The 24242-nt window shown below is 49.5% G+C and carries 24 protein-coding genes; 16 read left to right on the forward strand and 8 right to left on the reverse strand.

Annotated features, from left to right (window positions below; all coding sequences use genetic code 11):
* Positions 1-121 precede the first annotated feature (121 nt).
* The 3 genes from ychF (at position 122) to tyrS (ending at position 4929) form a co-directional block, all read left to right on the forward strand.
* Complete coding sequence (gene ychF, locus ACTHRE_RS04295) at positions 122-1213, forward strand: redox-regulated ATPase YchF (protein ID WP_049330669.1); 1092 nt, start codon at positions 122-124, stop codon at positions 1211-1213.
* Positions 1214-1698: 485 nt separating this feature from the next.
* On the forward strand, positions 1699-3558 hold the full coding sequence (locus tag ACTHRE_RS04300) for an acyltransferase family protein (protein WP_314575960.1): 1860 nt from the start codon (positions 1699-1701) through the stop codon (positions 3556-3558).
* A gap of 75 nt (positions 3559-3633) precedes the next feature.
* A complete protein-coding gene (gene tyrS / locus ACTHRE_RS04305; protein WP_440344870.1) occupies positions 3634-4929 on the forward strand; it encodes a tyrosine--tRNA ligase in 1296 nt (431 codons plus the stop codon).
* A 172-nt stretch (positions 4930-5101) separates the two neighbouring features.
* Here tyrS and hslO read toward each other — a convergent pair whose 3' ends face one another.
* Entirely contained in the window at positions 5102-5998 is an 897-nt protein-coding gene (gene hslO / locus ACTHRE_RS04310; protein WP_440344869.1) for an Hsp33 family molecular chaperone HslO, read from the reverse strand.
* 260 nt (positions 5999-6258) lie between these two features.
* On the opposite strand from hslO, the gene ACTHRE_RS04315 reads away from it, so the two are divergent.
* Both ACTHRE_RS04315 and ACTHRE_RS04320 read left to right on the forward strand, forming a co-directional pair.
* On the forward strand, positions 6259-6888 hold the full coding sequence (locus ACTHRE_RS04315; RefSeq protein WP_070646619.1) for a C40 family peptidase: 630 nt from the start codon (positions 6259-6261) through the stop codon (positions 6886-6888).
* An 8-nt stretch (positions 6889-6896) separates the two neighbouring features.
* Positions 6897-7118, forward strand: coding sequence for a hypothetical protein (locus ACTHRE_RS04320; RefSeq protein ID WP_004519529.1), 222 nt, complete (start codon positions 6897-6899; stop codon positions 7116-7118).
* An 80-nt stretch (positions 7119-7198) separates the two neighbouring features.
* Here ACTHRE_RS04320 and ACTHRE_RS04325 read toward each other — a convergent pair whose 3' ends face one another.
* The 3 genes from ACTHRE_RS04325 to dxs are packed head-to-tail and all read right to left on the reverse strand — an operon-like array spanning position 7199 to position 11570.
* On the reverse strand, positions 7199-8599 hold the full coding sequence (locus tag ACTHRE_RS04325; protein ID WP_377073649.1) for an L-serine ammonia-lyase: 1401 nt from the start codon (positions 8597-8599) through the stop codon (positions 7199-7201).
* A gap of 35 nt (positions 8600-8634) precedes the next feature.
* Entirely contained in the window at positions 8635-9645 is a 1011-nt protein-coding gene (locus ACTHRE_RS04330) for a glycosyltransferase family 2 protein (protein ID WP_285071403.1), read from the reverse strand.
* Between the two features lie 35 nt (positions 9646-9680).
* Complete coding sequence (dxs, locus tag ACTHRE_RS04335; RefSeq protein WP_377073650.1) at positions 9681-11570, reverse strand: 1-deoxy-D-xylulose-5-phosphate synthase; 1890 nt, start codon at positions 11568-11570, stop codon at positions 9681-9683.
* 133 nt (positions 11571-11703) lie between these two features.
* On the opposite strand from dxs, the gene orn reads away from it, so the two are divergent.
* From orn to ACTHRE_RS04365, 6 genes are all read left to right on the forward strand, one after another.
* Positions 11704-12261 (forward strand): oligoribonuclease, encoded by a 558-nt coding sequence (orn, locus tag ACTHRE_RS04340; protein ID WP_293203717.1) that lies wholly within the window; start codon positions 11704-11706, stop codon positions 12259-12261.
* Between the two features lie 63 nt (positions 12262-12324).
* The gene (gene queD / locus ACTHRE_RS04345) at positions 12325-12747 is read left to right on the forward strand and encodes a 6-carboxytetrahydropterin synthase QueD (protein WP_377073651.1); all 423 of its coding nucleotides are present in this window, start codon (positions 12325-12327) and stop codon (positions 12745-12747) included.
* Positions 12748-12820: 73 nt separating this feature from the next.
* Complete coding sequence (locus tag ACTHRE_RS04350; RefSeq protein WP_070584755.1) at positions 12821-13192, forward strand: DUF1304 domain-containing protein; 372 nt, start codon at positions 12821-12823, stop codon at positions 13190-13192.
* 106 nt (positions 13193-13298) lie between these two features.
* Positions 13299-13934: a 7-carboxy-7-deazaguanine synthase QueE gene (locus ACTHRE_RS04355; RefSeq protein ID WP_070646615.1), complete on the forward strand. Its 636-nt coding sequence runs from the start codon at positions 13299-13301 to the stop codon at positions 13932-13934.
* A gap of 332 nt (positions 13935-14266) precedes the next feature.
* On the forward strand, positions 14267-15853 hold the full coding sequence (locus tag ACTHRE_RS04360) for an L-lactate permease (RefSeq protein ID WP_070713597.1): 1587 nt from the start codon (positions 14267-14269) through the stop codon (positions 15851-15853).
* 297 nt (positions 15854-16150) lie between these two features.
* On the forward strand, positions 16151-16513 hold the full coding sequence (locus ACTHRE_RS04365) for an ACP-like domain-containing protein (RefSeq protein WP_070460395.1): 363 nt from the start codon (positions 16151-16153) through the stop codon (positions 16511-16513).
* A 140-nt stretch (positions 16514-16653) separates the two neighbouring features.
* Here ACTHRE_RS04365 and dnaN read toward each other — a convergent pair whose 3' ends face one another.
* Positions 16654-17757, reverse strand: a complete 1104-nt coding sequence (dnaN, locus tag ACTHRE_RS04370; protein WP_004520410.1) for a DNA polymerase III subunit beta — start codon at positions 17755-17757, stop codon at positions 16654-16656.
* A gap of 106 nt (positions 17758-17863) precedes the next feature.
* Positions 17864-19432: a chromosomal replication initiator protein DnaA gene (gene dnaA / locus ACTHRE_RS04375; RefSeq protein ID WP_107867806.1), complete on the reverse strand. Its 1569-nt coding sequence runs from the start codon at positions 19430-19432 to the stop codon at positions 17864-17866.
* A gap of 319 nt (positions 19433-19751) precedes the next feature.
* On the opposite strand from dnaA, the gene rpmH reads away from it, so the two are divergent.
* The 4 genes from rpmH (at position 19752) to yidC (ending at position 22213) form a co-directional block, all read left to right on the forward strand.
* Complete coding sequence (gene rpmH / locus ACTHRE_RS04380) at positions 19752-19886, forward strand: 50S ribosomal protein L34 (protein ID WP_002214728.1); 135 nt, start codon at positions 19752-19754, stop codon at positions 19884-19886.
* A gap of 2 nt (positions 19887-19888) precedes the next feature.
* Positions 19889-20230 (forward strand): ribonuclease P protein component, encoded by a 342-nt coding sequence (gene rnpA / locus ACTHRE_RS04385; protein WP_377073652.1) that lies wholly within the window; start codon positions 19889-19891, stop codon positions 20228-20230.
* The gene (gene yidD / locus ACTHRE_RS04390; protein ID WP_377073653.1) at positions 20227-20448 is read left to right on the forward strand and encodes a membrane protein insertion efficiency factor YidD; all 222 of its coding nucleotides are present in this window, start codon (positions 20227-20229) and stop codon (positions 20446-20448) included. Before rnpA ends, yidD begins: the two co-directional genes overlap by 4 nt.
* A gap of 118 nt (positions 20449-20566) precedes the next feature.
* The gene (gene yidC / locus ACTHRE_RS04395; RefSeq protein ID WP_377073654.1) at positions 20567-22213 is read left to right on the forward strand and encodes a membrane protein insertase YidC; all 1647 of its coding nucleotides are present in this window, start codon (positions 20567-20569) and stop codon (positions 22211-22213) included.
* 91 nt (positions 22214-22304) lie between these two features.
* Here yidC and ACTHRE_RS04400 read toward each other — a convergent pair whose 3' ends face one another.
* Together ACTHRE_RS04400 and ACTHRE_RS04405 are read right to left on the reverse strand one after the other, a co-directional pair.
* The gene (locus tag ACTHRE_RS04400) at positions 22305-23015 is read right to left on the reverse strand and encodes an SAM-dependent methyltransferase (protein WP_377073655.1); all 711 of its coding nucleotides are present in this window, start codon (positions 23013-23015) and stop codon (positions 22305-22307) included.
* A 54-nt stretch (positions 23016-23069) separates the two neighbouring features.
* The gene (locus tag ACTHRE_RS04405; RefSeq protein WP_070646680.1) at positions 23070-23660 is read right to left on the reverse strand and encodes a Maf family protein; all 591 of its coding nucleotides are present in this window, start codon (positions 23658-23660) and stop codon (positions 23070-23072) included.
* Positions 23661-23715: 55 nt separating this feature from the next.
* On the opposite strand from ACTHRE_RS04405, the gene ACTHRE_RS04410 reads away from it, so the two are divergent.
* Positions 23716-24219: a YceD family protein gene (locus ACTHRE_RS04410; RefSeq protein ID WP_070646609.1), complete on the forward strand. Its 504-nt coding sequence runs from the start codon at positions 23716-23718 to the stop codon at positions 24217-24219.
* Positions 24220-24242: the final 23 nt, after the last annotated feature.

Genomic DNA, 24242 nt, shown 5'->3' on the forward strand with positions numbered 1-24242 from the left:
CCTACCCCTCTTTTTTCAGACGGCCTTTTATCATAAGAACACACCAGCATTGCGGCTGTTTTGAGTGCCTCCACAATATGCTATAATCTGCCGTTAAACTTTTATCTTTTCAGGAAAAACCATGAGCTTGAAATGCGGCATCGTCGGTTTGCCCAACGTCGGCAAATCCACCCTCTTTAACGCGCTGACCCAATCGGGTATCGAAGCAGCAAACTATCCTTTCTGTACCATCGAACCCAACGTCGGCATCGTTGAAGTCCCTGATCCGCGTATGGCTGAATTGGCAAAAATCGTCAATCCGCAAAAAATGCAGCCTGCCATCGTCGAATTCGTCGATATCGCCGGTTTGGTTGCAGGTGCGAGCAAAGGCGAAGGCCTGGGCAACCAGTTCCTCGCCAACATCCGCGAAACTGACGCGATTGTTAACGTCGTGCGTTGCTTTGACGACGACAACATCGTTCACGTTGCAGGCAAAGTCGATCCGATTGCCGACATCGAAACCATCGGCACCGAATTGGCACTGGCTGACTTGGCCAGCGTCGAAAAAGCCATCGTCCGCGAAGAAAAACGTGCACGCTCAGGCGATAAAGACGCGCAAAAGCTGGTCGATCTGTGCAAAAAACTGCTGCCTCATCTGGACGAAGGTAAGCCTGTACGCTCCTTCGGCTTAGACGCAGAAGAACTTGCCATGCTCAAACCGCTGTTCCTGCTGACCGCCAAACCTGCCATGTACGTCGGCAACGTTTCTGAAGACGGTTTTGAAAACAACCCACACCTCGACCGCCTGAAAGAATTGGCTGCAAAAGAGAACGCGCCGGTTGTGGCCGTTTGCGCCGCAATGGAAAGCGAAATCGCCGAATTGGAAGACGACGAAAAAGCCGAATTCCTCGCCGAAATGGGCTTGGAAGAACCGGGCCTGAACCGCCTGATTCGTGCCGGCTACGACCTCTTGGGCCTGCAAACCTACTTCACCGCCGGTGTCAAAGAAGTCCGCGCTTGGACCATCCACAAAGGCGACACTGCACCACAAGCCGCCGGCGTGATTCATACCGACTTTGAACGCGGCTTCATCCGTGCCCAAGTTATCTCCTACGAAGATTTCATCGCTTTAGGCGGCGAAGCCAAAGCCAAAGAAGCCGGTAAAATGCGTGTGGAAGGCAAAGAATACGTCGTACAAGACGGCGATGTGATGCACTTCCTGTTTAACGTATAAACCCAGCGTCCCGCTTTTTTCAGACGGCCTTTTCTAAGATTAAGGCCGTCTGAATTTATTTTCAGACGGCCTTATGTCTTGAAATATCAACAAAACAAAACATCATCTCCATAATAAATGCGGGCATAGCCCGTAATTTTTCTTTCTTAAAATCTCTCATTTCTTGTCGACGCCTTACCTAAAAATAGCGCAAGATTACATCATCAATAACAATACCACTGATATGACAATAAATAATTAAACAATACCACATCGTATTGATTCATTATAAAAACAACATATTAAACATTATGTTGAAACTATTAACCGTATTCCTACTCTAATCTATTACTATTCAAACGCATATCATCAGCAATCATTCTAAGAAGGCAAACAAACTGCCCAGTACTGACAAACGATGGCCGACCTCCGAAATGCCCCCACTCTCGGCAGGAATCACTTTTCAGACGACGCCATTAAAATAAACTAATTAAAATCAAAATATTATGAGCAAAGTTTTATCTTACCGCCCAGATATTGATACATTGCGTGCCGTTGCTGTTCTATCCGTTGTCGTTTTCCATATTGAAAAAAACTGGCTGCCTGGCGGCTTTCTTGGTGTTGATATCTTTTTTGTCATTTCCGGCTTTCTGATCACGATGATTATTCATCGTGAAATGAGTAGCGGGATTTTCTCGTTCAAAAAATTTTACATCCGCCGTATCAAGCGGATACTGCCCGCATTTTTTACCGTCTTGACGGTAACGTTGATATGCGGCTTTCTTTTATTCACCAAAGATGATTTCTTCCTTTTATGGAGGACAGCTCTGTCCACCTTGGGGTTCATCTCCAATATCTTTTTTGCCAAGGGTCAGGGCTATTTCGATCCCATACAAGAAGAAAAACCTTTGCTTCACATTTGGTCTTTATCGGTCGAAGAACAATATTATTTCGTCTTCCCGATATTGCTGTTACTGGTAGTCCGCAAAAGCTGGCGCACTCAGTTTGCCTTCCTCATCACGCTATGCGTATTCAGCATTTTGGCTTCTTTTATGCCAACTGCACTGGATAAATATTACCTTCCCCATCTGCGCGCCTGCGAAATGCTGATCGGCTCGCTGACGGCAGTATGGATGCAATATCGGCAACAACAAGGGCTGGATACCGGCAAACAATATGCAGCGGCAGGCGCATTACTTTCCGTATGCGTACTGTTTGCCTGCCTGTTTACCTATACGGAAAAAACTGCCTATTTTCCAGGGCCTGCCGCCATCATTCCTTGTTTGGCCGCTGCCGCATTCATTTATTTCAATCAATTTGAACACCGGCTGAAAAAATTTTTCCAATGGAAGATTACTGTCGGTATAGGCTTGATTTCCTATTCACTGTATCTGTGGCATTGGCCTGTATTGGCTTTTATGAGATACATCGGTTCAAACAATCTGCCTTCGTATTCGACTGCAGCCGCGATTGTCTTAATGTTTGCACTCTCCCTGCTTTCTTATTATTTTGTCGAGAAGCCGTTTAAAAACTGGAAAGGCTCTTTTGCACAATCTGTGACATGGGTTTATGCCGTCCCCATGCTTGTTTTGGCCATTACGCCTTTTCTTGCCATGAAGCTCCCGTTTATGCAGCAATACGACCGTATGGGATTGGCACGTTCCTACACTTCTTGTCACAACAATACCGACAAACAGTGTATTTGGGGCGATACAGACAAACAGCCGGAATTACTGATTCTAGGCGATTCGCATGCCGACCAATATAAAACGTTTTTTGATACCGTCGGCAAAAAAGAAAAATGGTCGGCAACGATGGTTTCTGCGGACAGTTGCGCCTATGTAGAAGATTATGCCGCACCCGTATTCAAGAAAAACGCCTCCTGCCGTGCCGTTTATCAGTATGCCAAAGAGCATCTGCCCCAATACTCAAAAGTGCTTTTAGCCATGCGCTGGGGCAGCCAAATGCCTGAAAACAGCCATTCCCTTGCTTACGATGCCGATTTTTTCAAAAAATTCGACCTCATGTTGCAAAAACTTTCTTCGGAAAAACAAGCGGTTTACCTGATGATAGACAACCCTAATTTGTCATACAACGGCTTGCGCGCCTATATTCTGTCTTACCGCATACCGGGATTTAGTCAGAATCTTGCCATTGATGAAACAGTCACTTCAAAAGGAAATGAACGCATCAAAGAATTGGCAGAAAAATATGCCAATGTACACATTATCGATGCCACTACCTATATTCCGGAAAATTTCAAAATCAATGGATTGCCGGTTTATTCCGATAGAGACCACATCAACCCTTACGGCGGCAGAGAACTGGCCAAGCGTTTTTCTGAAAAACACACGCTTCTTCAGTAAGCCATAGCCATTCATCCGATGAAATTTGTTACAATTAGCAGTTTGTAAAACTGCTAATTTTTTTGGAAGATAACAATGAGCGTCATCAAAGACCTACAATCGCGTGGCTTAATCGCGCAAACTACCGACATCGAAGCCTTAGACGCTTTGCTAAACGAACAAAAAATTTCCCTCTATTGCGGTTTTGACCCGACAGCAGACAGCCTGCACATCGGCCACTTGCTGCCCGTGTTGGCATTGCGCCGTTTCCAAAAGGCAGGACATACGCCGATTGCTTTGGTGGGCGGCGCGACCGGCATGATCGGTGACCCCAGCTTCAAAGCGGTAGAACGCAGCTTGAATTCCGCCGAAACCGTTGCCGGCTGGGTAGAAAGTATCCGCAACCAACTGAAACCGTTTTTGAACTTTACAGGCAAAAACGCCGCCATTATGGCGAACAATGCCGACTGGTTCGGCAGCATGAACTGCCTCGACTTCCTGCGCGACATCGGCAAGCATTTCTCCGTCAATGCCATGCTGAACAAAGAGTCCGTAAAACAGCGTATCGAGCGCGACGACGTGGGCATTTCCTTCACCGAGTTCGCCTACTCCCTGCTGCAAGGCTACGACTTTGCCGAATTGAACAAACGTCATGGCGCGGTTTTGGAAATTGGCGGCTCCGACCAATGGGGCAACATCATTGCCGGTATCGACTTAACCCGCCGTCTGCATCAAAAACAAGTATTCGGCCTGACCCTGCCTTTGGTAACCAAATCAGACGGCACCAAATTCGGCAAAACCGAAGGCGGCGCAGTATGGTTAAACGCGAAGAAAACCTCACCGTATCAGTTCTACCAATTCTGGCTGAAAGTCGCCGATGCCGATGTGTATAAATTCCTGAAATACTTCACCTTCCTGTCTATCAAAAAAATCGACGCCATCGAAGCCAAAGACAAAGCCAGCGGTACCAAGCCCGAAGCGCAACGCATCCTTGCCGAAGAAATGACCCGCCTGGTTCACGGCAAAGCCGCCCTGAAAGCCGCGCAGCGCATTTCCGAAAGTCTGTTTGCCGAAGACCAAAGCAGCCTGACCGAAAGCGACTTTGAACAGCTCGCTCTCGACGGCCTGCCGACTTTTGAAGTTTCCGAGAGCCTCAACGTGGTTGAGACTTTGGTGAAAACCGGTTTGGCGTCTTCCAACAAAGAAGCGCGCGGTTTTGTCAACAGCAAAGCGGTTTTGCTCAACGGCAAACCTGCTGAAGCCAACAATCCGAACCATGCCGCTGAAAAACCTGACGATGCCTATATGCTGACCGACGAACACAAACGTTTCGGCAAATACACCATCGTCCGCCGCGGCAAACGCAACCACGCTTTGTTGGTTTGGAAATAATCTTTAAACATTAAACGCATCGTTTAAAATAATCATGCCGTCTGAAATCAGCCCACGCTTTTTTCAGACGGCATTTTCTATTGATGATATTCAGTTTTCCCAAAAAGAAAGGACAGGTATTACACCTGCCCTTCTATTAAGCCAATTTCTTTAAGAAACTTTTATCCCGTGATTACTGCAAACGCTCATTTTCTTGGCGTACGGCATTCACCACATCCGCGCCAAACAAAGCGTTGACATCGGTTTCATCAAACACATACTTGCTATGGCAGAAATCGCAATCGATTTGAATGCTGCCTTGTTCTGCCACCACGCCGCCGACTTCCTGACCGCCAAGCATCAACAGCATATCGCTGACTTTGCCGCGGGAACAGGTGCAGGCAAATTCAATGGCTTCCGGCTCAAAAACGCGGGGCGGGGTTTCATGGTAAAGACGGTAAAGGGCGTGATGCGCGTCCAAACCGGTCAATTCTTGCGGAGTAAGCGTTTGCGCAAGCGTGGTCACATGTTCCCACGCGACATCATCCAATTCTTCTTCCGGCAGACGTTGCAACAATAATGCACCTGCGGCTTGGTCATCGGCAGCAAGCGTAATATAGGTATCGAGCTGCTCGGAACGTTTCATATAGTTAACCAGCATTTGCGCAATGCTGTCGCCTTCTAGAGGGACAACACCTTGCCATGGGTCGGCATCTTTAGGCTGATGGGTCAAAACGAACACGCTGTTTTCGCCCAACAGCGCAGTCAGGCTTTCATCATCACGAATTTCAGCAGTTTCGTCCCAACGCGCGGTAGCACGGACAGTATTTTCAGAAGTCGCTTCCACCACCAACATTTTCAGACGGCCCTGACCTTGAACCTGAACAATCAGCGTGCCTTCATTTTTAAGGTTGGCAGACAATAAAGAACCGGCGGCCAACAATTCGCCCAATGCGCGACGGATAGCGACAGGATAATGTTTTTGGTTGACGATGTGGTGCCAAACTTTTTCGAGGCGGATGTGCATACCGCGGATAGGCATATCGTCAAAGATAAAGCGTGTACGGATATCGCTGTGATTTTGTGTCATGTCAGTCTCTGAAAATAAATCAATGAATGCCACTTATATGGTTGCAGCGGCGGATAAATCAAGCGAAACCGCGTTTAATGTTTTTCTAGTTTGTTTGGAAACAAGGGTTTAACGCAAAATAACAGCAGTTTTTTTGCCAAAAAGACGGTTTTTGAATACAATCAAGCAGATAACAAGAGAATGATACGGGATAACATCTCAGAAACCGGCAATGTGCCTGCAATCGGCAGGGAATGCCTTCTGAAACGGAAGTTTTTATAATGAATTTTTTACTCCGGCTCGCAGCAGTTTGGACTTCGGTCGCCATGCTCGCGAGCGTCAATTTTTCTTACGCCGATGATTTGGAAAACCTGATTACCACCCGTCAGCATGTTTTAAACCAATTCAACGACAACGCCAACGTTTACGGCAATACGCGTCAGGCAACCCCTGTCCACCCCGTCAATACACGTCCAGCCCCAAGCAACAATACGCGCGCACCTTCAGGTAATTCAGACGAATTGATCGGCAGCGCCATGGGCTTGCTCGGCGTGGCCTACCGCTACGGCGGCACATCAGCCTCTACCGGCTTTGACTGCAGCGGCTTCATGCAACACATCTTTAAACGCGCCATGGGTGTAAACCTGCCGCGCACCTCTGCCGAACAGGCACAAATGGGCGTTGCCGTGAACCGTTCCGAGTTGCAGCCGGGCGACATGGTCTTTTTCCGCACCATGGGTCGCGGCCGTATTTCCCACGTCGGCCTTTACATCGGCAACAACAATTTCATTCACGCGCCGAGAACGGGCAAACGTATCGAAATTACCAGCCTCGGCCACAAATATTGGAACGGAAAATACGCCTTTGCCCGCCGCGTGAAGAAAAACGATCCATCCCGTTTCTTGAATTGAGGTGCACGATGGCGATGCCGCAAATGCCCAAATGGTATGACGACGACGGTCAGATTGTTTCCTGCACCGAAAAAGTCAAAGTCATGACCGAAAACTTAAACGAACTGTACCAAATAGCGCAGGACGCATTTGAAGACGCGCTGCTGATGGGTTGCTCCGAAAAACAGTTGCGCGAATACTTCCGCGACTTAATGGCCGGACTGGAAAACCCTTATCAAAAAAACGGTTAGTTATTCGATCCATACAAAAAAGGCCGTCTGAAAGTTTTTCAGACGGCCTTTTTTTATCGTGCCGATCCCTTACCCTATTGCTAACATTCCACAACGCGCACGGATACCGGTATGGCTTTTTTCTGCAAGGTAATTGCTAGACCGGCGAGTGAGGTTTCTTTGTAGGTTGCCTTCATATCGCGGCCGGTTTGCAACATGGTTTGAATCACTTCATCAAGTGAAACTTTTTTGTCTGTACCATCTTCCAAAAGCGCGAGGGTGGCGAGTTTGAGGGCTTTTTCGGCGGCGATGCCGTTGCGCTCGATACAGGGGATTTGCACCAAGCCACCGACAGGGTCGCAGGTCAGGCCCAAATGGTGTTCCATCGCCATTTCGGCGGCGTTTTCCACTTGTTTGGGCGTGCCGCCGATGACTTCGGCGTATGCGCCCGCAGCCATGGAACATGCCACGCCGACTTCGCCTTGGCAACCAACGTCCGCACCAGAAATCGACGCATTGGTTTTATACAAAATACCGATGGCACCGGCAGTCAGCAGGAAATCCTCGACACGCGATTGGTTGGCGTGCGGATTAAATTTGCGGAAATAGTGCAAAACGGCAGGAATGATGCCTGCCGCGCCGTTGGTGGGTGCAGTTACAACACGGCCGCCGGCGGCGTTTTCTTCATTAACCGCCATGGCGTACACCATCGGCCAAAGTTGGGTATTGACGATTTCGCTCTCACGCAGGACTTTGAGTTTGGCCGCCAACTGCGGCGCGCGGCGGCGGACGTTCAAGCCGCCCGGCAGCTGCCCTTCCGCACCCAAGCCGCGCTTGATGCAGTTTTCCATCACATCGGCCACGGCAGCCACACGGCGGCGTACTTCCGCTTCATCGCAACCTGCCAACGCCGCTTCATTGGCCAACACGACTTCGGAAATATTCAACTGGTTCAGACGGCATTGTGCCAGCAGCTCGTCGCAGTTTTTGTAAGGATATGGCACGTCTGAATTTTCCTGCGCTTCTTGTGCAAACCCTTCGTCTGTTACGATAAAACCGCCGCCGACCGAATAATAGATCTGCTCTTTCAGCTTCAGGCCGTCTGAATTATAGGCGATAAAGTTCAGGCCGTTCGGATGTTTAGGCAACACTTTGTCGCCGCGGATATCCAAATCTTTTTCAGGATTGAAGGCCATTTCGCGGCCGTTGAGTTTTAAAACGTGTTGTGTGCGGATGCGTTCCAAGCGTTGAGGGATGTCTGCCAGCGGAATATCGTGCGGCAGGCTGCCTTCCAAACCAAGCAATAATGCATCGAATGTACCGTGTCCGATACCGGTTAAAGCAAGCGAGCCGTACACTTCAATGACAATGCGCGCCACTTGTGTATCCAAGTTTTCGGCATTCAGCAAATCGGCAAAAGCGGCCGCGGCCTTCATCGGGCCAACGGTGTGCGAGCTGGACGGGCCGATGCCGATTTTGAAAATATCAAAGATGCTGATCATAATTTTCCTATTATTGTGTGTGCGGTCTGTGTTTTTCAGACGGCCTTAAGGCCTAAAGAGGAATCTTGTGCGCCGCTTGCCAATGCAAGTACCAGATGTCCGACAGTCATCAAAGGATCACCTGCTTCCGGCGAGGTGTATTTCAGCATCAGCGGTTTTTTACGCAAGGGTTCGTAACGGCTGACTTTACAATGCGGGTCTTCCAAACTTGTAGAGCCGGAGCGGTATCTGTATGCCAACAGCCGTAAATCGTTCAAGTCCATCTTCATGCCGTTATCCAACAATTCGCGCAACTGGTTTTCCCAGGCAATATCGTTGCTTCCGTCTTTAATGGCAATCAAGATGGACTTTTCGAGGATTTTTTTGATGTGCTGGTTCAAGGAGCGGATTGGGAAATGCCCCAGCCACAACAAATCGGTCTCTGCAAATTGTGCGGAAAACTGCTCGATAAACCAGGAATGTAAACCTCGATAATTCGGCGAATGAAACAGGGTTGATTCAACCTTGTTGCCATCTTTATCCAACATGTAATGGCAGCCGATAATCACGCTGCAAGATTCGGCAGCCCATCTGGGAATAATGACTTTAGGGGTAAAGAGCGTTTCGAGGCGTTGCTCGGTAAATTGAGTGGTGAAATCAGGGTTGTATTGCAACGATGTCGGCAAATAGCCGCGCCAAAGATACATGCCGATCTTGTATTCACCGATGACATCCAAGAGTTGTTCCAGCATGGTACGGCTAGGACATGAAATAAATTCGTCCGCATCCAGCGGAAAAACGAAATCTATCGCTTCATCTTTTGCTACAAGCTGCTTCATAAGCAGGTTTACCAATTGGTCTTGATTGAACTTGAGCGCTTGATATTGATAGATAAATACCGGTAAACCTTCTTCTTTCAATTGAATCAGGATTTCCCTTGTGCCATCGCTGCTGCCATGATCGATGATGTGCATTTCATCCATCAGCTCGAGATTATGACGGACAAACGATTCGATAACGTCGTTTTCGTTGCGCACCATACTGATGCTGATTAATTTTTTTCCCATAAATTACGCAATGTATTGAGATATTTTAATATTTTTCAGACGGCCTCTATCCAACCGGCAATCCGTTTTTCAACGGATTCGGCATTCAGCCCCAAATCGGCTAAGAGTTTTTTCGGGTCGCCGTGTTCGGTAACTTTGTCTTCTACACCCAGCAGCAATACCGGTTTGCAGATGCCATGTTTCGCCAACACTTCCAACACCGCGCTGCCTGCGCCACCTTGTTCGGCATTTTCTTCGACAGTAACGATGTAGTCATGGCTTCGGGCGAGACGGACGATCAGTTCTTCGTCTATCGGTTTGACAAAGCGCATATCGGCAACGGTCGCGTTCAGCTTGTCGGCAGCGGCCAATGATGGGGTAACCATGCTGCCAAAGGCGATAACGGCAATTTTCTCGCCTTCGCGACGGATGATGCCTTTGCCGATTTCAACGGTTTCCAGGCCGTCTGAAACGGTTGCACCCATACCTGTACCGCGCGGATAACGGACGGCGGACGGCGAATTTGCCTGATAGCAGGTTGAGAGCAGCAGGCGGCATTCGTTTTCGTCGCTTGGTGCGGCAATAATCATGTTCGGCACGCAACGCAAAAAGCTCAAGTCGTACAAACCGGCATGGGTCGGGCCGTCTGCACCGACAATACCTGCACGGTCGATAGCGAACAAAACAGGCAGGTTTTGCAAGGCAACGTCGTGTACCAACTGGTCGTAAGCGCGTTGCAGGAAAGTGGAGTAAATCGCCACGACGGGCTTGATGCCTTCACATGCCAAACCGCCCGCAAAGGTAACGGCGTGTTGCTCGGCGATTCCGACGTCGAAATAGCGGTCGGGGAATTGCTGTTCAAACTCAACCAAGCCGCTACCCTCGCGCATGGCAGGCGTGATGGCAACCAAACGCTCGTCAGCCGCCGCTTGGTCGCACAGCCATTGGCCGAATACTTGCGTATAAGTCGGTTTGGCCGCGGCAGGTTTCACTTCCGGGGCAGGCACTTCGCTCGGCAGCTTGGCGACAGCGTGGTATTTGACAGGATCGTTTTCGGCGAATTTGTAGCCGTTGCCTTTTTTGGTGATGACGTGCAGCAACTGAGGGCCTTTGCGGCCACGCAAGTCTTTTAATACGTCCACCAGATTTTCAACGTTGTGGCCGTCAACCGGGCCGGTGTAACGGAAACCGAAGTTTTCAAACAAAGACAGCGACTGTTTGGCGTGTTCCGCTTCTCCTGCCAAGGTTTTGATTTTGTTTTCGACTTTTTGGGCAAGCTCCATCGCGCCGGGCAATTTATCCAATACTTTGCTCGATTGGGCTTTGATGGTGCTCAATAGGCCGTGCATATCGCGCACGACGTTGCTGGCAAGATATTTCGGCAGCGCGCCGACATTGGGGGAAATCGACATTTCGTTGTCGTTGAGGATGACCAGCAAATCGACATCCATATCGCCTGCGCAGTTCAGGGCTTCAAACGCCTGACCTGCCGTCATGGCTCCATCGCCGATGATGGCGACGCTGTGGCGGTTGTTGCCCAACTGTTTGTCGGCAACGGCCATACCCAATGCCGCGCCGATGGATGTGGAAGAATGTCCTACGCCGAACGCGTCGTATTCCGACTCGCTGCGTTTCGGAAAACCCGCCAAACCGCCGTATTGGCGCATGGTGTGCATTTGATTTTTGCGGCCGGTTAGGATTTTGTGCGGATAGCTTTGATGGCCGACATCCCAGACCAGATGGTCTTCGGGCGTGTCGTACACATAATGCAGTGCCACCGTCAGCTCGACCGCGCCCAAGTTACTGGCGAAATGGCCGCCCGTCTTACCGACGGAATCCAACAGAAATTCGCGCAATTCGGCGGCGACTTGCGGCAGCTGTTTTTTCTCCAGACGGCGCAAATCCTGAGGCGTATCGATAATATCGAGCAAAGGGCTTGGGTTCATGATTTTTGGCGGTGAATTTTTGTGTAACGGACGATTATATCAAGAGATTGCACAACTTGTTACAAATGCTTTCAGACGGCCCGAACCTTTATCCTTTATAATACTGCCAACTGAAAACACAAGGCCGTCTGAAATGACCCAAAACGCAAACAATCTCTGCTGGATCGATATGGAAATGACCGGCCTCAACCCGGAACACGACCGCATTATCGAAGTCGCCATGATCATTACCGATTCCGATTTGAACGTACTGGCGCAGTCGGACGTTTACGTCATCCATCAAAGCGACGAGTTGCTCGACGGCATGGACGAGTGGAACACCGCCACCCACGGCCGCACCGGCCTGACCCAACGCGTGCGCGAATCCAAACTGACCGAAGCCGAAGTCGAGCAAAACCTGTTGGACTTCATGTCCGCATGGATACCCGAGAAATCCACGCCCATGTGCGGCAACTCCATCCATCAAGACCGCCGCTTCATGGTCAAATACATGCCGCGTTTGGAAACCTATTTCCACTACCGTAACTTAGACGTATCCACGCTGAAAGAATTGGCCAAACGCTGGAATCCGGCCGTTGCCAAAAGCGTGGTCAAACGCGGTTCTCACAAGGCATTGGACGACATTCTCGAAAGCATTGAAGAAATGCGCCATTATCGTGAGCATTTCCTCAAACTCCCTTCCGAACAATAATCTTAAGGCCGTCTGAAACAGGTTTTACACCGTTCAGACGGCCTCATCGGCTTCCTTCATCTCATGAAAATCACCAAAATCTTTACCTTCGATTCCTCGCACATGCTCGACGGGCATGACGGCAAGTGCCAAAACCTTCACGGCCACACCTACAAACTCGAAATCACCGTCTCCGCACCCGTTATCCAAGGCGGCGCAAAAGACGGCATGGTGATGGACTTTACCGACCTGAAAGCCATCGTCAAACAACACATTACCGACCCGTTCGACCATGCCTTCATCTATCACGGCAACAACGAACGCGAAAGCCAAATCGCCGCGCTTTTGGAAGGCTGGAACATGAAAACCCTGCGCCTGCCCTGCCGCACCACCGCCGAAAACATGAGCGTAGAAATGTATGGCCGTCTGAAAAATGCCGGTGTCAAAGTGTGCAGCGTGAAACTATGGGAAACGCCGACGTCGTGTGCGGAATATGAAGGAGACTAAACCGGCATTTTGTATTTTTCAGACGGCCTGTTCCACAAACACACCCATCCGCTAAACATCAAAAGGAATCTTCATGAAAATCATCTCCACCCTCCTCGTTCTCTTCGTCGCTGTCGAACACTTCTACATCGCTTGGCTCGAAATGACGCAAATCCCAAGCGAAAAAACGTCAGAGCTGTTCAACATGCCTTACGAATTTATGGAACAAAAGCGCGTACAAACTCTGTTTTCCAACCAAGGCCTGTACAACGGTTTCCTCGCCATCGGCTTGGTATGGGCGCGCTTTGCCGCACCCGACAACGCGGTTTACGGCGTGACCATCCTGTTCCTCGGCTTTGTCCTCATCGCCGCCGCATGGGGCGCGTTTTCATCCGGCAACAAAGGCATTTTGCTCAAACAAGGCTTGCCGGCATTTTTGGCCGCCGCAGCCGTCATTGCCGCTTAAACACACCAGCCGTTCTTTCCACTCGAACTAACAGAAAGAATGGCTGCCTCACCCGATTTCTCAAAACGCTTCACCACAACAATTAAAACCCGCACACCCGACATTCATGACCATTCAAATCACTCCGAACAATCCCCAATACCGCATTGTCGAAATCTTTGAAAGCCTGCAAGGCGAAGGCTGGAATACAGGCATGCCCGCCATTTTCATCCGCCTGGGCAAATGCAATCTCGCGTGCAGCTGGTGCGACACCGACTACCTCAAATTCGGCATGATGAGCCTGTCCGATATTTTAGGCCGTCTGAAAACCTACACGGCGCGCAACATCATCATTACCGGCGGCGAACCCACCATCCAACCGCATTTGGATACCCTGCTCAATGCACTCAAAGCCGAAGGCTATTTCCTGTGTATCGAAACCAACGGCCTCAACCCCGCGCCGCCGCAAATCGACTACGTTGCTACCAGCCCTAAGGCCTGCTACGCCGCCAAATATCAATCTAGTTGCATCGAGAAAGCTAATGAAGTGCGCATTGTTGCCGACGGCGATGTCATTGCGTTTTGCCAAGAGATGGAACGCAAAATCCTCGCCCAACATTACTACCTCTCGCCTTGCGAGCAAGAAGGTGTGATGAATATCTACGACACCATCCGCCAAATCGGTGTGTTAAACAGCCGACCCGATACACTCGTCCATTGGCAATTGAGCGTACAAACGCATAAATGGGCAGGAATAGAATAATTCGTTTGAAATCAATTAAAAACAAAATCTTTACAAAATATTGAATGTAAATACCATTCGATATTTGACCAAATGCACTACTGGCAATGCTCTCAGGCCGTCTGAAAACCCTATTTCAGACGGCCTTTTTTATTACAAACCTCTTGACCGATTACATAAGATTACGTAAAGTGTGCAACAGTTTTCATAAATTGGTAAAACCAATTTACCTGATAACTGGTTGCATCTAAAAAAATAGCAATCCTTATTCGAAAAACATTAACTACTCAACACATCGCATCAAACCGCCATTGATTGACGGTTATGATGCTTGTTGCCCCGAGGATAATCCCATGGCTCTCTTTCTCAGTATTTTTCCCATCGTGCTGCTGATCTGGCTGATGGTTAAGAAAAACAGTATGCCGTCCTACGTCGCGTTGCCGATTACCGCCGCGCTGATTTATGCCATCAAACTGTTTTATTTCGGCGACGACGCCATGTTGCTCAACGCAACAGCCGCGTCCGGCCTCGTCTCTACCCTGACCCCGATTACCGTAATTTTCGGTGCCATTATGTTTAACCGCATGATGGAAACCACCGGCTGTATCGATGTCATCCGCAAATGGCTGGCCACCATCAGCCCGAATCCGATTGCCCAGTTGATGATCATCGGCTGGTCTTTCGCCTTTATGATTGAAGGCGCATCCGGTTTCGGCACACCTGCCGCCATTGCCGCGCCAATCCTGATGAGCTTGGGCTTCAACCCATTAAAAGTAGCCATCTTCACTTTGGTCATGAACTCCGTACCCGTATCCTTCGGTGCAGTAGGTACCCCGACTTGGTTCGGCTTCGCTCCTTTGGGCTTGGATCAAAAGAGCATTATGGAAATCGGTATGCAAACCGGCGTAATGCACTTCTTTGCTGGTTTCATCATCCCTGTGATCGGCTTGAGCTTCATCGTACCTTGGGCTGAAATCCGCAAAAACTTGGGCTTCATCGGTATTGCCGTATTCTCCTGTACCCTTCCTTACGTTGCATTGGCGATGGTCAATGAAGAATTCCCATCTCTGGTTGCCGGCGCAATCGGCCTGATGGTATCCGTATTCGCCGCAAACCGCGGCTGGGGCTTGAGCAAAGATTACGCCAAAGACCCGAATGCAGAAAAAGTACCTTTCGCACAAGTTGCCAAAGCACTGGCTCCTTTGGGTATGCTGATCGGTATGCTGGTGATAACCCGTATCAAACAGCTGGGCATCAAAGGCCTGCTGACCAGCAAAGAAGAATGGTTCAGCTTCCAACTGCCGTTTGATTTGTCCAAAATCACCGTCAGCGACTCCCTGACCATCACCTTCGGCAACATCTTCGGCCAAGGCGTAAACGCTTCCTACCAAACCCTCTACGTTCCGGCTTGGATTCCGTTTGTCTTCACCGTTTGGATTTGCATCCTGCTGTACAAAACCAAATTCAAAGATGCATGGTCTTTCTACGCTGCAACCTTCAACCAAACCAAAAAACCTCTGCTTGCCCTGATGGGCGCGCTGATTATGGTTCAGCTGATGATGGTTGGCGGCGATGACTCCATGGTGAAAATCATCGGTAAAGAGTTTGCCGCGATGGCAGGCGAACACTGGGTGTACTTCTCCCCATACTTGGGCGCAATCGGTGCATTCTTCTCTGGTTCCAACACTGTATCCAACTTGACCTTTGGTCCGATTCAACAACAAATCGCGCTTGATACCGGCCTGTCCGTTACCCTCATCCTCGCCCTGCAATCTGTCGGCGGCGCAATGGGTAACATGGTCTGCATCAACAACATCATCGCCGTATGCAGCGTGTTAAACGTAAACAACGCCGAAGGCGCGATCATCAAGAAAACTGTCATCCCCATGAGCATCTATGGCGTCATCGCCGTGACTATCGCTTCAATTTTCTTCTTGTAAACCGCTTCATATCAAAGGCCGTCTGAATATTCAGACGGCCTTTTTTGTATTCTTTTGCTATATTTCTTAAAGAATCATTAATGTATATATTCCGCAACAACCCGTATAACCACTTTGCAACACCAAATTACAAACAACTTTCTATTAATAAACAATCGGGTAAGCATAAGTAAACACTGTTTTGCAATTTACCTAATTGTCACTACCGACAAAACGCCTAAAATACGCTTCATCTGCAAACGGAAACCCTTTCTCATTTTGCAAGATAACACACAACCCTCATATGGAGCTTAGATCATGAAATTACTTTCTGTTATCACTGCAGCCGCATTGGCTACTGTTTCCTTCTCTGCTGCCGCTGCACCTGCCGGCTTCGTTTCTTACCATTGTGACGGTGGCAAATCACTGAACGTGATGTACGGCTTTGACCGTAGCGGCCGTGCAGTTACTGCTGACGTAAACGCCGGTGGCAAAAAAGCCTCTTTGGTTGTCAACAAAAAACGTTCTGACAGCACTGGCACTACTTTCACCAACCGTCAAGGTTATGCAATGTCTGCCGGTTTCATCGACAAAAACACCCACACTACTTCTGAAGTAGTTGGCGTGAACGCCCCTAACGGCTCATTCCTGGTGAAAAACTGCGAACCACGTCCACGTTAATCCCAGTTTTCCTATTTAACCGAATCATCCCGGTTTAATCAAAAGGCCGTCTGAAAAACAATTTTCAGACGGCCTTTTGATTCAATCCTATAAAAAAGAGCGTGTACCATACACGCTCTTTTTGTTTGTTCACACACCAATTAAATACGCATCGGCATTACGATGTATTTGAAATTCGGATTGTTCGGCACGGTAAACAGCGTTGAACGGTTGGCATCGCCGAAAGCAAGCTGCATATCGTCGGAGTGGATGTTACGCAACACATCCATCAAGTAGCCAATATTGAAACCGACTTCGAGTTCTCCGCCCTGGTAAGCGATTTCCAGCTCTTCGCGCGCTTCTTCCTGCTCATTGTTGCTACATACGACACTCAGCAAACCAGGCTGCAGGAACAGTCGCGCGCCGCGGAATTTTTCATTGGCAAGAATGGCCGCACGTTCGAGCGCACCCAAAAGCTGGGTACGGGATACAAGGAAAATCTTGTCATTATCCAAAGGAATCACTCGGTTAAAGTCAGGGAACTTGCCGTCGATGACTTTGCTGACAATGGTCGTGCCATTGCATTGGAAGCGTACTTGATTATCCAAAAGCTCAACGGTGATGGACTCGGACGGATTGTTCAACAGCTTGAAGAGTTCCAATACCGTTTTGCGCGGCAGGATTACTTCCGTTTTTGGCAGTTCTGCTTCAATTTGGCTGGCCGCATAAGCAAGGCGGTGACCGTCGGTTGCAACAAGGCGCAGTTGGTTTCCTTCAACCTGCATCAGCAAGCCGTTGAGATAATAGCGGATATCTTGAACCGCCATGCTGTATTGCACTTGCGAAAGCATGGTTTTGAAGGTTTCTTGAGTCAGCGAGAAAGTCGCGCTGACGTCGCTGCCGACGTTCATCAACGGAAAGTCTTCAGCCGGCAGGGTTTGCAGGGCAAAACGGGATTTGCCCGCGCGCAGAGTCAAACGGTTGTCCGCCCAATCCAGTGACACCAGCGCACTGTCAGGCAGGGCGCGCAAAATGTCTTGGAATTTTTTAGCGTTGGTCGTAATACGGAAATCGCCTGCCTGACTTTCAGGGCCGGCGGTATTGATTTGGATTTCCAAGTCGGTTGCCAAAAGTTTGGTTTGTCCGTCTTTGCTTTCCAGCAACACATTGGACAAAATCGGCAGAGTATGGCGACGTTCGACAATACCGGTAACGGCTTGCAACGGCTTGAGCAGACTGTCGCGATCGGCTTGTAAAATCAGCATGTTCCATTCCTTTGAATTTGAAATCGGTTGATTTGGGTATTTTAAAATATTTTTTGTGTTCAGACGGCCTCACATTGACATCAGGCCGTCTGAATATTGCATTGGGTCAGTTCTGAATCAAAATCAGCAGTTTTTCGTAGTCTTGCGCCAATTCGGGATCTTCTTCACGCAGTTTCGCCACCGCTTTAACACCGTGCATCACAGTCGTGTGGTCGCGACCGCCAAAGGCATCGCCAATAGAAGGCAGACTGAGCGTGGTCAGCTCTTTGGTCAGGCTCATGGCAACTTGGCGCGGGCGGGCGATGTTGCGCGTGCGTTTTTTGCCCAATATATCGCTGATTTTAATACGGTAGTATTTGGCTGTCGCATCGATGATGATGTCGGCGGTAATGACTTTGTGTTTTTCGGCAATAATATCCTGCAAAGCCGTACGCGCCAAATCCATGTCGATGACAGGACGGTTCATAAAACGGCTGCTGGCGCTGACACGGTTGAACGCGCCTTCCAGTTCACGCACATTGGAGCGGATCAGATTGGCGATAAACAGAGCGGCTTCGTCTTCGATACTGATACCGGCCGCTTCTGCCTTTTTCTGCAAAATCGCCACGCGCATTTCCAATTCGGGCGGTTCGAGTTCCAAAGTCAAACCCCATGAGAAACGGGACTTGAGACGGTCGTCCATACCTTCGATTTTGGCAGGCAATACGTCGCACGTCAGGATCAGCTGTTTTTTCTCGTTGTGGAAATGGTTGTACAGATAGAAGAACTCTTCCATCGTACGGTCTTTACCTTTGATGAACTGAATATCGTCGATAATCAGCAGGTCATATTGTTTGTATTGTTGCTTGAACACATCGTAAGTGTTGTTGCGCACAGCCTTCATAAAGCTGCGGATATAGTCGTCCGAGTGCATATAACGCACTTTGGCATCAGGACGGTTTTTCAGCAATTCGTTGCCGATGGCTTGCACCAAGTGGGTTTTACCCAAACCGGTACTGCCGTATAAGAAAAACGGGTTGTAGCCCTGCCCCGGATTTTCAGCAATCGCCTGGGCGGCTGCGGCAGCAAGGCGGTTGCCCTTACCTTCCACCAAAGTTTCAAATGTATAGTCGCGCGACAGATTGGTCTGTTCGTAGCGCGCTTCTTCCGCATCGTGTTGCGCGTCAGTTTTGGCTTTGGCAACTGCTTTAGACTCAGCCGGAGCGGCAGTTTGCACTTGAGGCTCATGCGGCAGGTTTTTCATGCGTTGCGCCAAAATCTCGGCAGCCGTCATGGCAGCGGCAGGCTTGGAATCTGTTTTAGACGACCTATCTTCTTCCGCTGCCGCAGCAGTTTGCAAAGACATTTGAACAGGCTCTACAAATTCTTCAACTTCAATGACTTCTTGCACTTGTACCGGCGCAACAGCCTGAGCCGCCATTTCATAATGCGTACCTACGCCCGGCTTAAACGCAAAAGCAGCCTGCTGAGGCACCAATTCGGCACGCACGGCGTCAATTTTGGCGGCAAACTGGCTTTTGAGCATATTGCAGGCAAATTGGTTTTTACCATACACCACCCATACGCCGTTTTCTTCGCCCACGGTCAAAGGCGCAATCCATTGCGCAAACTGCCCGGCAGGCAACATTTCGTGAAGGCGGCAAAGGCACAGCGGCCAAAATTCAGCTAACGTCATGAGATTAAGCTCGGAAAATGGAAGATTTGGGAAATACAAGAAGGCAGAGCAAACAGGAAATTCGATAAAAATCAAATTTTTACGACACTCCCGCTGCTTTCAGACGGCCTTGCGCACAGAGAAAAGCAAGATTGGGCGATTATACCCATTCCGCTCTTTTTTATCCACAACCGCCGCAAAATTTTATCCACAAATTCTATTAATGCATAAAACCCGTTGTCACACTTTGGCCAACGAAAAGTTTTTATATTGATTGACAAAAGCGGCAAATTGGAGTGTAATTCACGGTTTAATTATCTACCAATTTTTAGGAAACATCATGAAACGCACTTATCAACCTTCCGTTACCAAACGCAAACGCACCCACGGCTTCTTGGTTCGCTCCAAAACCCGCGGTGGTCGCGCAGTATTGGCTGCCCGTCGCGCCAAAGGCCGCAAACGCCTGGCTGTATAATTTTGAATTACGGCTTCTCGAAGCAGTATCGCTTATTAAAAACGGATGATTTTTCATCCGTTTTTGCGTTGAAAAACCGACGCAGCCGCGATTTGCTGCAAGTCTCCCAGTCCGCAGACAACACGCTCGGCCATCCGCGCCTTGGTTTGGTCGTCAGCAAAAAGACCGCCAAACGCGCCCATGACCGCAATTACATGAAGCGCGTCATCCGCGACTGGTTCAGGCTGAATCAACACCAACTGCCGCCGCATGATTTTGTTGTGCGCGTGCGTCAGGCGTTTAATCAGGAAACTGCTCCGGAAGCCCGAGACCAACTTGCCCAGCTGATGAAAAAACGCCGATGAACACCCTGCTTTCCAAGCTCCTCCTTGCACTCATCCGCTTTTACCAATACTGCATCAGCCCCATCATTCCGCCGCGCTGCCGCTATACCCCGACCTGTTCACAATACGCAGTCGAAGCCGTCAAAAAATACGGCGCATTCAAAGGCGGATGGCTGGCAATCAAACGCATCGCACGATGCCATCCTTTCGGCGGACACGGACATGACCCTGTTCCATAATGCTGCTGTCAACCATTTAAAGAACACGATTTCCTTTAATTTCCCGTCGGTTTCTATATAATGCCGTCTGAAGCAGTTTTCATCTCGATTACCTATCCGTCAATTCCAGGAATCTCTTATGGATTTTAAAAGACTAATGGCGTTTTTTGCCATTTCAGTGGCAATCTTTGCCGGCTGGGAACATTTCTTCCCCAGCCCCAAACCTAATCCGGCGCAACAAGCCGCGCAACAGCAAACGGCCGCTGCTCCGGCAAAAGCCGCTGCCGAGGCCGCGCTTGCTCCAGCCACCCCCATTACCGTTACCACAGACACGGTCAAAGCCGTCATCGATGAGAAAAGCGGCGACCTGCGCCAGCTGACCCTCTTGCAATACAAAGCAACCGGCGACGAACACAAACCTTTCGTCCTGTTTAACGACGGCAAGGAATACACCTATGTTGCCCAATCCGAGCTTTTGGACGCACAAGGCAACAACATACTAAAAGGCATCAGCTTTACCGCTCCGCAAAAACAATACAGTTTGGAAGGCGACAAAGTTGAAGTCCGCCTGAGCGCACCTGAAACCAACGGCCTGAAAATCGACAAAGTTTATACTTTTACCAAAGGCAGCTACTTGGTTAACGTCCGCTTTGACATTACCAACAGCAACAGCCAACCTGTCAACCTGAGCGCAGACTACCGCATCGTCCGCGACCACAGCGAACCCGAAGGCCAAGGCTACTTTACCCGCTCTTACGTCGGCCCGGTGGTTTACACCCCTGAAGGCGACTTCCAAAAAGTCAGCTTCTCTGATTTGGACGACGATGCCAAATCCGGCAAATCCGAAGCCGAATACATCCGCAAAACCCAGACCGGCTGGCTCGGCATGATTGAACACCACTTCATGTCCACTTGGATTTTGCAGCCTAAAGACGGCCAAAGCGTATGCGCTGCAGGCGACTGCCGTATCGACATCAAACGCCGCAACGACAACCTGTACAGCGCAAGTGTCAGCGTGCCTTTAGCCGCCATACAAGCCGGTGCAAAAGCAGAAACCGCCATCAATCTGTATGCCGGTCCGCAAACCACTTCCGTTATTGCCAATATCGCCGACAAACTGCAACTGGCAAAAGACTACGGCAAAGTACACTGGTTCGCATCGCCGCTCTTCTGGCTTCTGAACCAACTGCACAACATCATCGGCAACTGGGGCTGGGCAATCGTCGTTTTGACCATTATCGTCAAAGCCGTACTGTATCCATTGACCAACGCCTCTTACCGCTCTATGGCAAAAATGCGTGCTGCCGCACCTAAATTGCAAGCCATCAAAGAGAAATACGGCGATGACCGCATGGCGCAACAACAAGCCATGATGCAGCTTTACAAAGACGAGAAAATCAATCCGCTGGGCGGCTGTCTGCCTATGCTGTTGCAAATCCCCGTCTTCATCGGCCTATACTGGGCATTGTTCGCCTCCGTAGAATTGCGCCAAGCGCCTTGGTTGGGTTGGATTACCGACTTGAGCCGTCCGGATCCTTTCTACATCCTGCCTTTTATTATGGCGGCAACCATGTTTGCACAAACTTATCTGAATCCGCCGTCAACCGACCCTATGCAGGCGAAAATGATGAAAATCATGCCTTTGGTTTTCTCCATCATGTTCTTCTTCTTCCCTGCCGGCTTGGTTCTGTACTGGGTAGTCAACAACCTCTTGACCATCGCCCAACAATGGCACATCAACCGCAGCATCGAAAAACAACGCGCCCAAGGCGAAGTCGTTTCTTGATAAAGGTATAGGCAATACAAAGGCCGTCTGTTGTTCAGACGGCCTTTTTTTATTTCCTCAAATACAGTTTGAGATTGAACCCAATCCAGTTTTAAGCGGAATGCAACACAAAAATCGTCGGACGTTTTTTCAAATTCGGCATTTCTTTTCTTTTCCTCCACTGCGCAATCGTCTGGCTAATGATTTCCTGTGTCGGCAAGGTCAAGTCCGTAGCCACACATAAGCGCGTTTCAGGATGCAGGTTTTCCACCGCATCAGCCAACAACGCATCGTTGCGATACGGCGTTTCGATAAACAGCTGCGTTTCATTCTGCTGGCGCGAACGTTGCTCCAAAGCCTTCAAACGCTGAATGCGCTCATTTTTTTCAGACGGCAGATACCCCTTAAACGCAAAGTTTTGCCCATTCGCACCCGAAGCCATCAGCGCCAGCAACAAGCTGGACGGGCCGACCAAAGGCCGTACTTCAAAACCGTGTTTATGCGCCAACGCCACCAAATTCGCGCCTGGATCGGCAACAGCCGGGCAACCCGCCTCGCTGACAATGCCCATACTGCGCCCTTCTTGCAAAGGTTTCAGCAATTCCGGCAAAGTCTTCAAATCCGTGTGTTCATTCAGCGTTTGCAGATTCAGCTCGCGGATAGGCGTAGTCACGCCCAAATGTTTCAAATGCGCGCGCGCTGTTTTTTCCGCTTCCACGACAAAATCCGTCAGCCCGACAATCGCCTGTTGTTCATGCGGCAACAGGCATGGCGTATCAGGCGCACCCAAAGGGGTAGGAATCAAATACAAAATCGGTTTCATTCTTGCAACTCCAAAAAATCTCAGGCCGTCTGAACACATTCAGACGGCCTCAAACTATAAAACTTCCACACCTTCGTTTTTCAAAAAATCAATCAGACGGAAAATCGGAAGGCCGATTAAAGCATTCGGATCCGTACTTTCAATCCGCTCCAACAAAGCGGCGCCCAAACCCTCGCTCTTCGCCGCACCGGCACAATAAACCGCATCCGGCTCACGTTCCAAATATCGGCTGATTTGTTCCTGCGTCAACTGGCGCATGGCAACCACCGTATGATCGACATGATGCTGAACCTTGCCCGTAGCAGTATTCAAAAGCACAATTGCGCTGTAAAATTCAATCCGTTTTCCGCTTAAGTCCGCCAGCATCTGTTGTGCATTTGCGACGTTCATCGGCTTGCCCAACTGCCGTCCTTCGCACCATGCGACTTGGTCTGCGCCGATAATCAGCGCGGCAGGAAAAGTTGCCGCCAATGAACGGGCTTTGCCTTCCGCCAAACGCAGCGCCGTCTCGCCTGCATGCTCGCCCTCAATAGGCGTTTCATCAAAATCAGGCGATGCCGTCTGAAAATCGATACCTAAACGGCGAAGCTGTCCGCAGCGGAAAACCGAACTCGACCCTAAAACCAAAGGCAGTTTTACTTCCATATTTTTACTTAAAAACATTGACGTTAGACTGCCGAAATTATATCATACTCCGTTTATGTCATACCCTAATTTGATTGACCCAGAAGTTTTCGCCGCCGAAGGGCAGAATCTGCAAGGCAGCTTCCTGCTCGAAGAATTGGATGAACGAGTCAGTTCGCACGATTATCCGGCCGACAAACAGACACGCGTGTCGTTTACGCTGCAAGGCGGTCGCGACCGGCTGCAACGTCTGTTTCTCGATTTAAACGTCAAAGCCGACATGCCCCTGATTTGCCAGCGTTGCATTACGCCCATGCCGTTTCTACTCGATGAAACCAGCCGTATCGTCCTGTTTGCCGATGAAGAGAGTTTGGACGAAGCCATGCTTGCCGATGAAGAATTGGAAGGCATGCTGCTCGAAAAAGAGCTTGACGTGCGGACTCTGGTTGAAGACCAAATCCTGATGTCGCTCCCTTTCTCCCCTCGACACGAAGACTGCGGCAACAATGGAATACTGGACGAAGTCAATCGGGACAAACCAAACCCCTTCGCTGTTTTAGCAGGTTTGAAAAGCAGTTAATTAGGACACAGTTTATTTATCTA

This window comes from Neisseria sp. P0001.S007 (assembly GCF_051963655.1).
In the GTDB taxonomy this organism is placed as follows: Bacteria; Pseudomonadota; Gammaproteobacteria; order Burkholderiales; family Neisseriaceae; genus Neisseria; species Neisseria subflava_A.

Excerpts from the sequence above, each read along its gene's own strand:
- ychF (WP_049330669.1), top strand. The coding sequence starts at position 122 with ATGAGCTTGAAATGCGGCATCGTCGGTTTGCCCAACGTCGGCAAATCC.
- ACTHRE_RS04300 (WP_314575960.1), top strand. The coding sequence starts at position 1,699 with ATGAGCAAAGTTTTATCTTACCGCCCAGATATTGATACATTGCGTGCC.
- tyrS (WP_440344870.1), top strand. The coding sequence starts at position 3,634 with ATGAGCGTCATCAAAGACCTACAATCGCGTGGCTTAATCGCGCAAACT.
- hslO (WP_440344869.1), bottom strand. The coding sequence starts at position 5,998 with ATGACACAAAATCACAGCGATATCCGTACACGCTTTATCTTTGACGAT.
- ACTHRE_RS04315 (WP_070646619.1), top strand. The coding sequence starts at position 6,259 with ATGAATTTTTTACTCCGGCTCGCAGCAGTTTGGACTTCGGTCGCCATG.
- ACTHRE_RS04320 (WP_004519529.1), top strand. The coding sequence starts at position 6,897 with ATGGCGATGCCGCAAATGCCCAAATGGTATGACGACGACGGTCAGATT.
- ACTHRE_RS04325 (WP_377073649.1), bottom strand. The coding sequence starts at position 8,599 with ATGATCAGCATCTTTGATATTTTCAAAATCGGCATCGGCCCGTCCAGC.
- ACTHRE_RS04330 (WP_285071403.1), bottom strand. The coding sequence starts at position 9,645 with ATGGGAAAAAAATTAATCAGCATCAGTATGGTGCGCAACGAAAACGAC.
- dxs (WP_377073650.1), bottom strand. The coding sequence starts at position 11,570 with ATGAACCCAAGCCCTTTGCTCGATATTATCGATACGCCTCAGGATTTG.
- orn (WP_293203717.1), top strand. The coding sequence starts at position 11,704 with ATGACCCAAAACGCAAACAATCTCTGCTGGATCGATATGGAAATGACC.
- queD (WP_377073651.1), top strand. The coding sequence starts at position 12,325 with ATGAAAATCACCAAAATCTTTACCTTCGATTCCTCGCACATGCTCGAC.
- ACTHRE_RS04350 (WP_070584755.1), top strand. The coding sequence starts at position 12,821 with ATGAAAATCATCTCCACCCTCCTCGTTCTCTTCGTCGCTGTCGAACAC.
- ACTHRE_RS04355 (WP_070646615.1), top strand. The coding sequence starts at position 13,299 with ATGACCATTCAAATCACTCCGAACAATCCCCAATACCGCATTGTCGAA.
- ACTHRE_RS04360 (WP_070713597.1), top strand. The coding sequence starts at position 14,267 with ATGGCTCTCTTTCTCAGTATTTTTCCCATCGTGCTGCTGATCTGGCTG.
- ACTHRE_RS04365 (WP_070460395.1), top strand. The coding sequence starts at position 16,151 with ATGAAATTACTTTCTGTTATCACTGCAGCCGCATTGGCTACTGTTTCC.
- dnaN (WP_004520410.1), bottom strand. The coding sequence starts at position 17,757 with ATGCTGATTTTACAAGCCGATCGCGACAGTCTGCTCAAGCCGTTGCAA.
- dnaA (WP_107867806.1), bottom strand. The coding sequence starts at position 19,432 with ATGACGTTAGCTGAATTTTGGCCGCTGTGCCTTTGCCGCCTTCACGAA.
- rpmH (WP_002214728.1), top strand. The coding sequence starts at position 19,752 with ATGAAACGCACTTATCAACCTTCCGTTACCAAACGCAAACGCACCCAC.
- yidD (WP_377073653.1), top strand. The coding sequence starts at position 20,227 with ATGAACACCCTGCTTTCCAAGCTCCTCCTTGCACTCATCCGCTTTTAC.
- yidC (WP_377073654.1), top strand. The coding sequence starts at position 20,567 with ATGGATTTTAAAAGACTAATGGCGTTTTTTGCCATTTCAGTGGCAATC.
- ACTHRE_RS04400 (WP_377073655.1), bottom strand. The coding sequence starts at position 23,015 with ATGAAACCGATTTTGTATTTGATTCCTACCCCTTTGGGTGCGCCTGAT.
- ACTHRE_RS04405 (WP_070646680.1), bottom strand. The coding sequence starts at position 23,660 with ATGGAAGTAAAACTGCCTTTGGTTTTAGGGTCGAGTTCGGTTTTCCGC.
- ACTHRE_RS04410 (WP_070646609.1), top strand. The coding sequence starts at position 23,716 with ATGTCATACCCTAATTTGATTGACCCAGAAGTTTTCGCCGCCGAAGGG.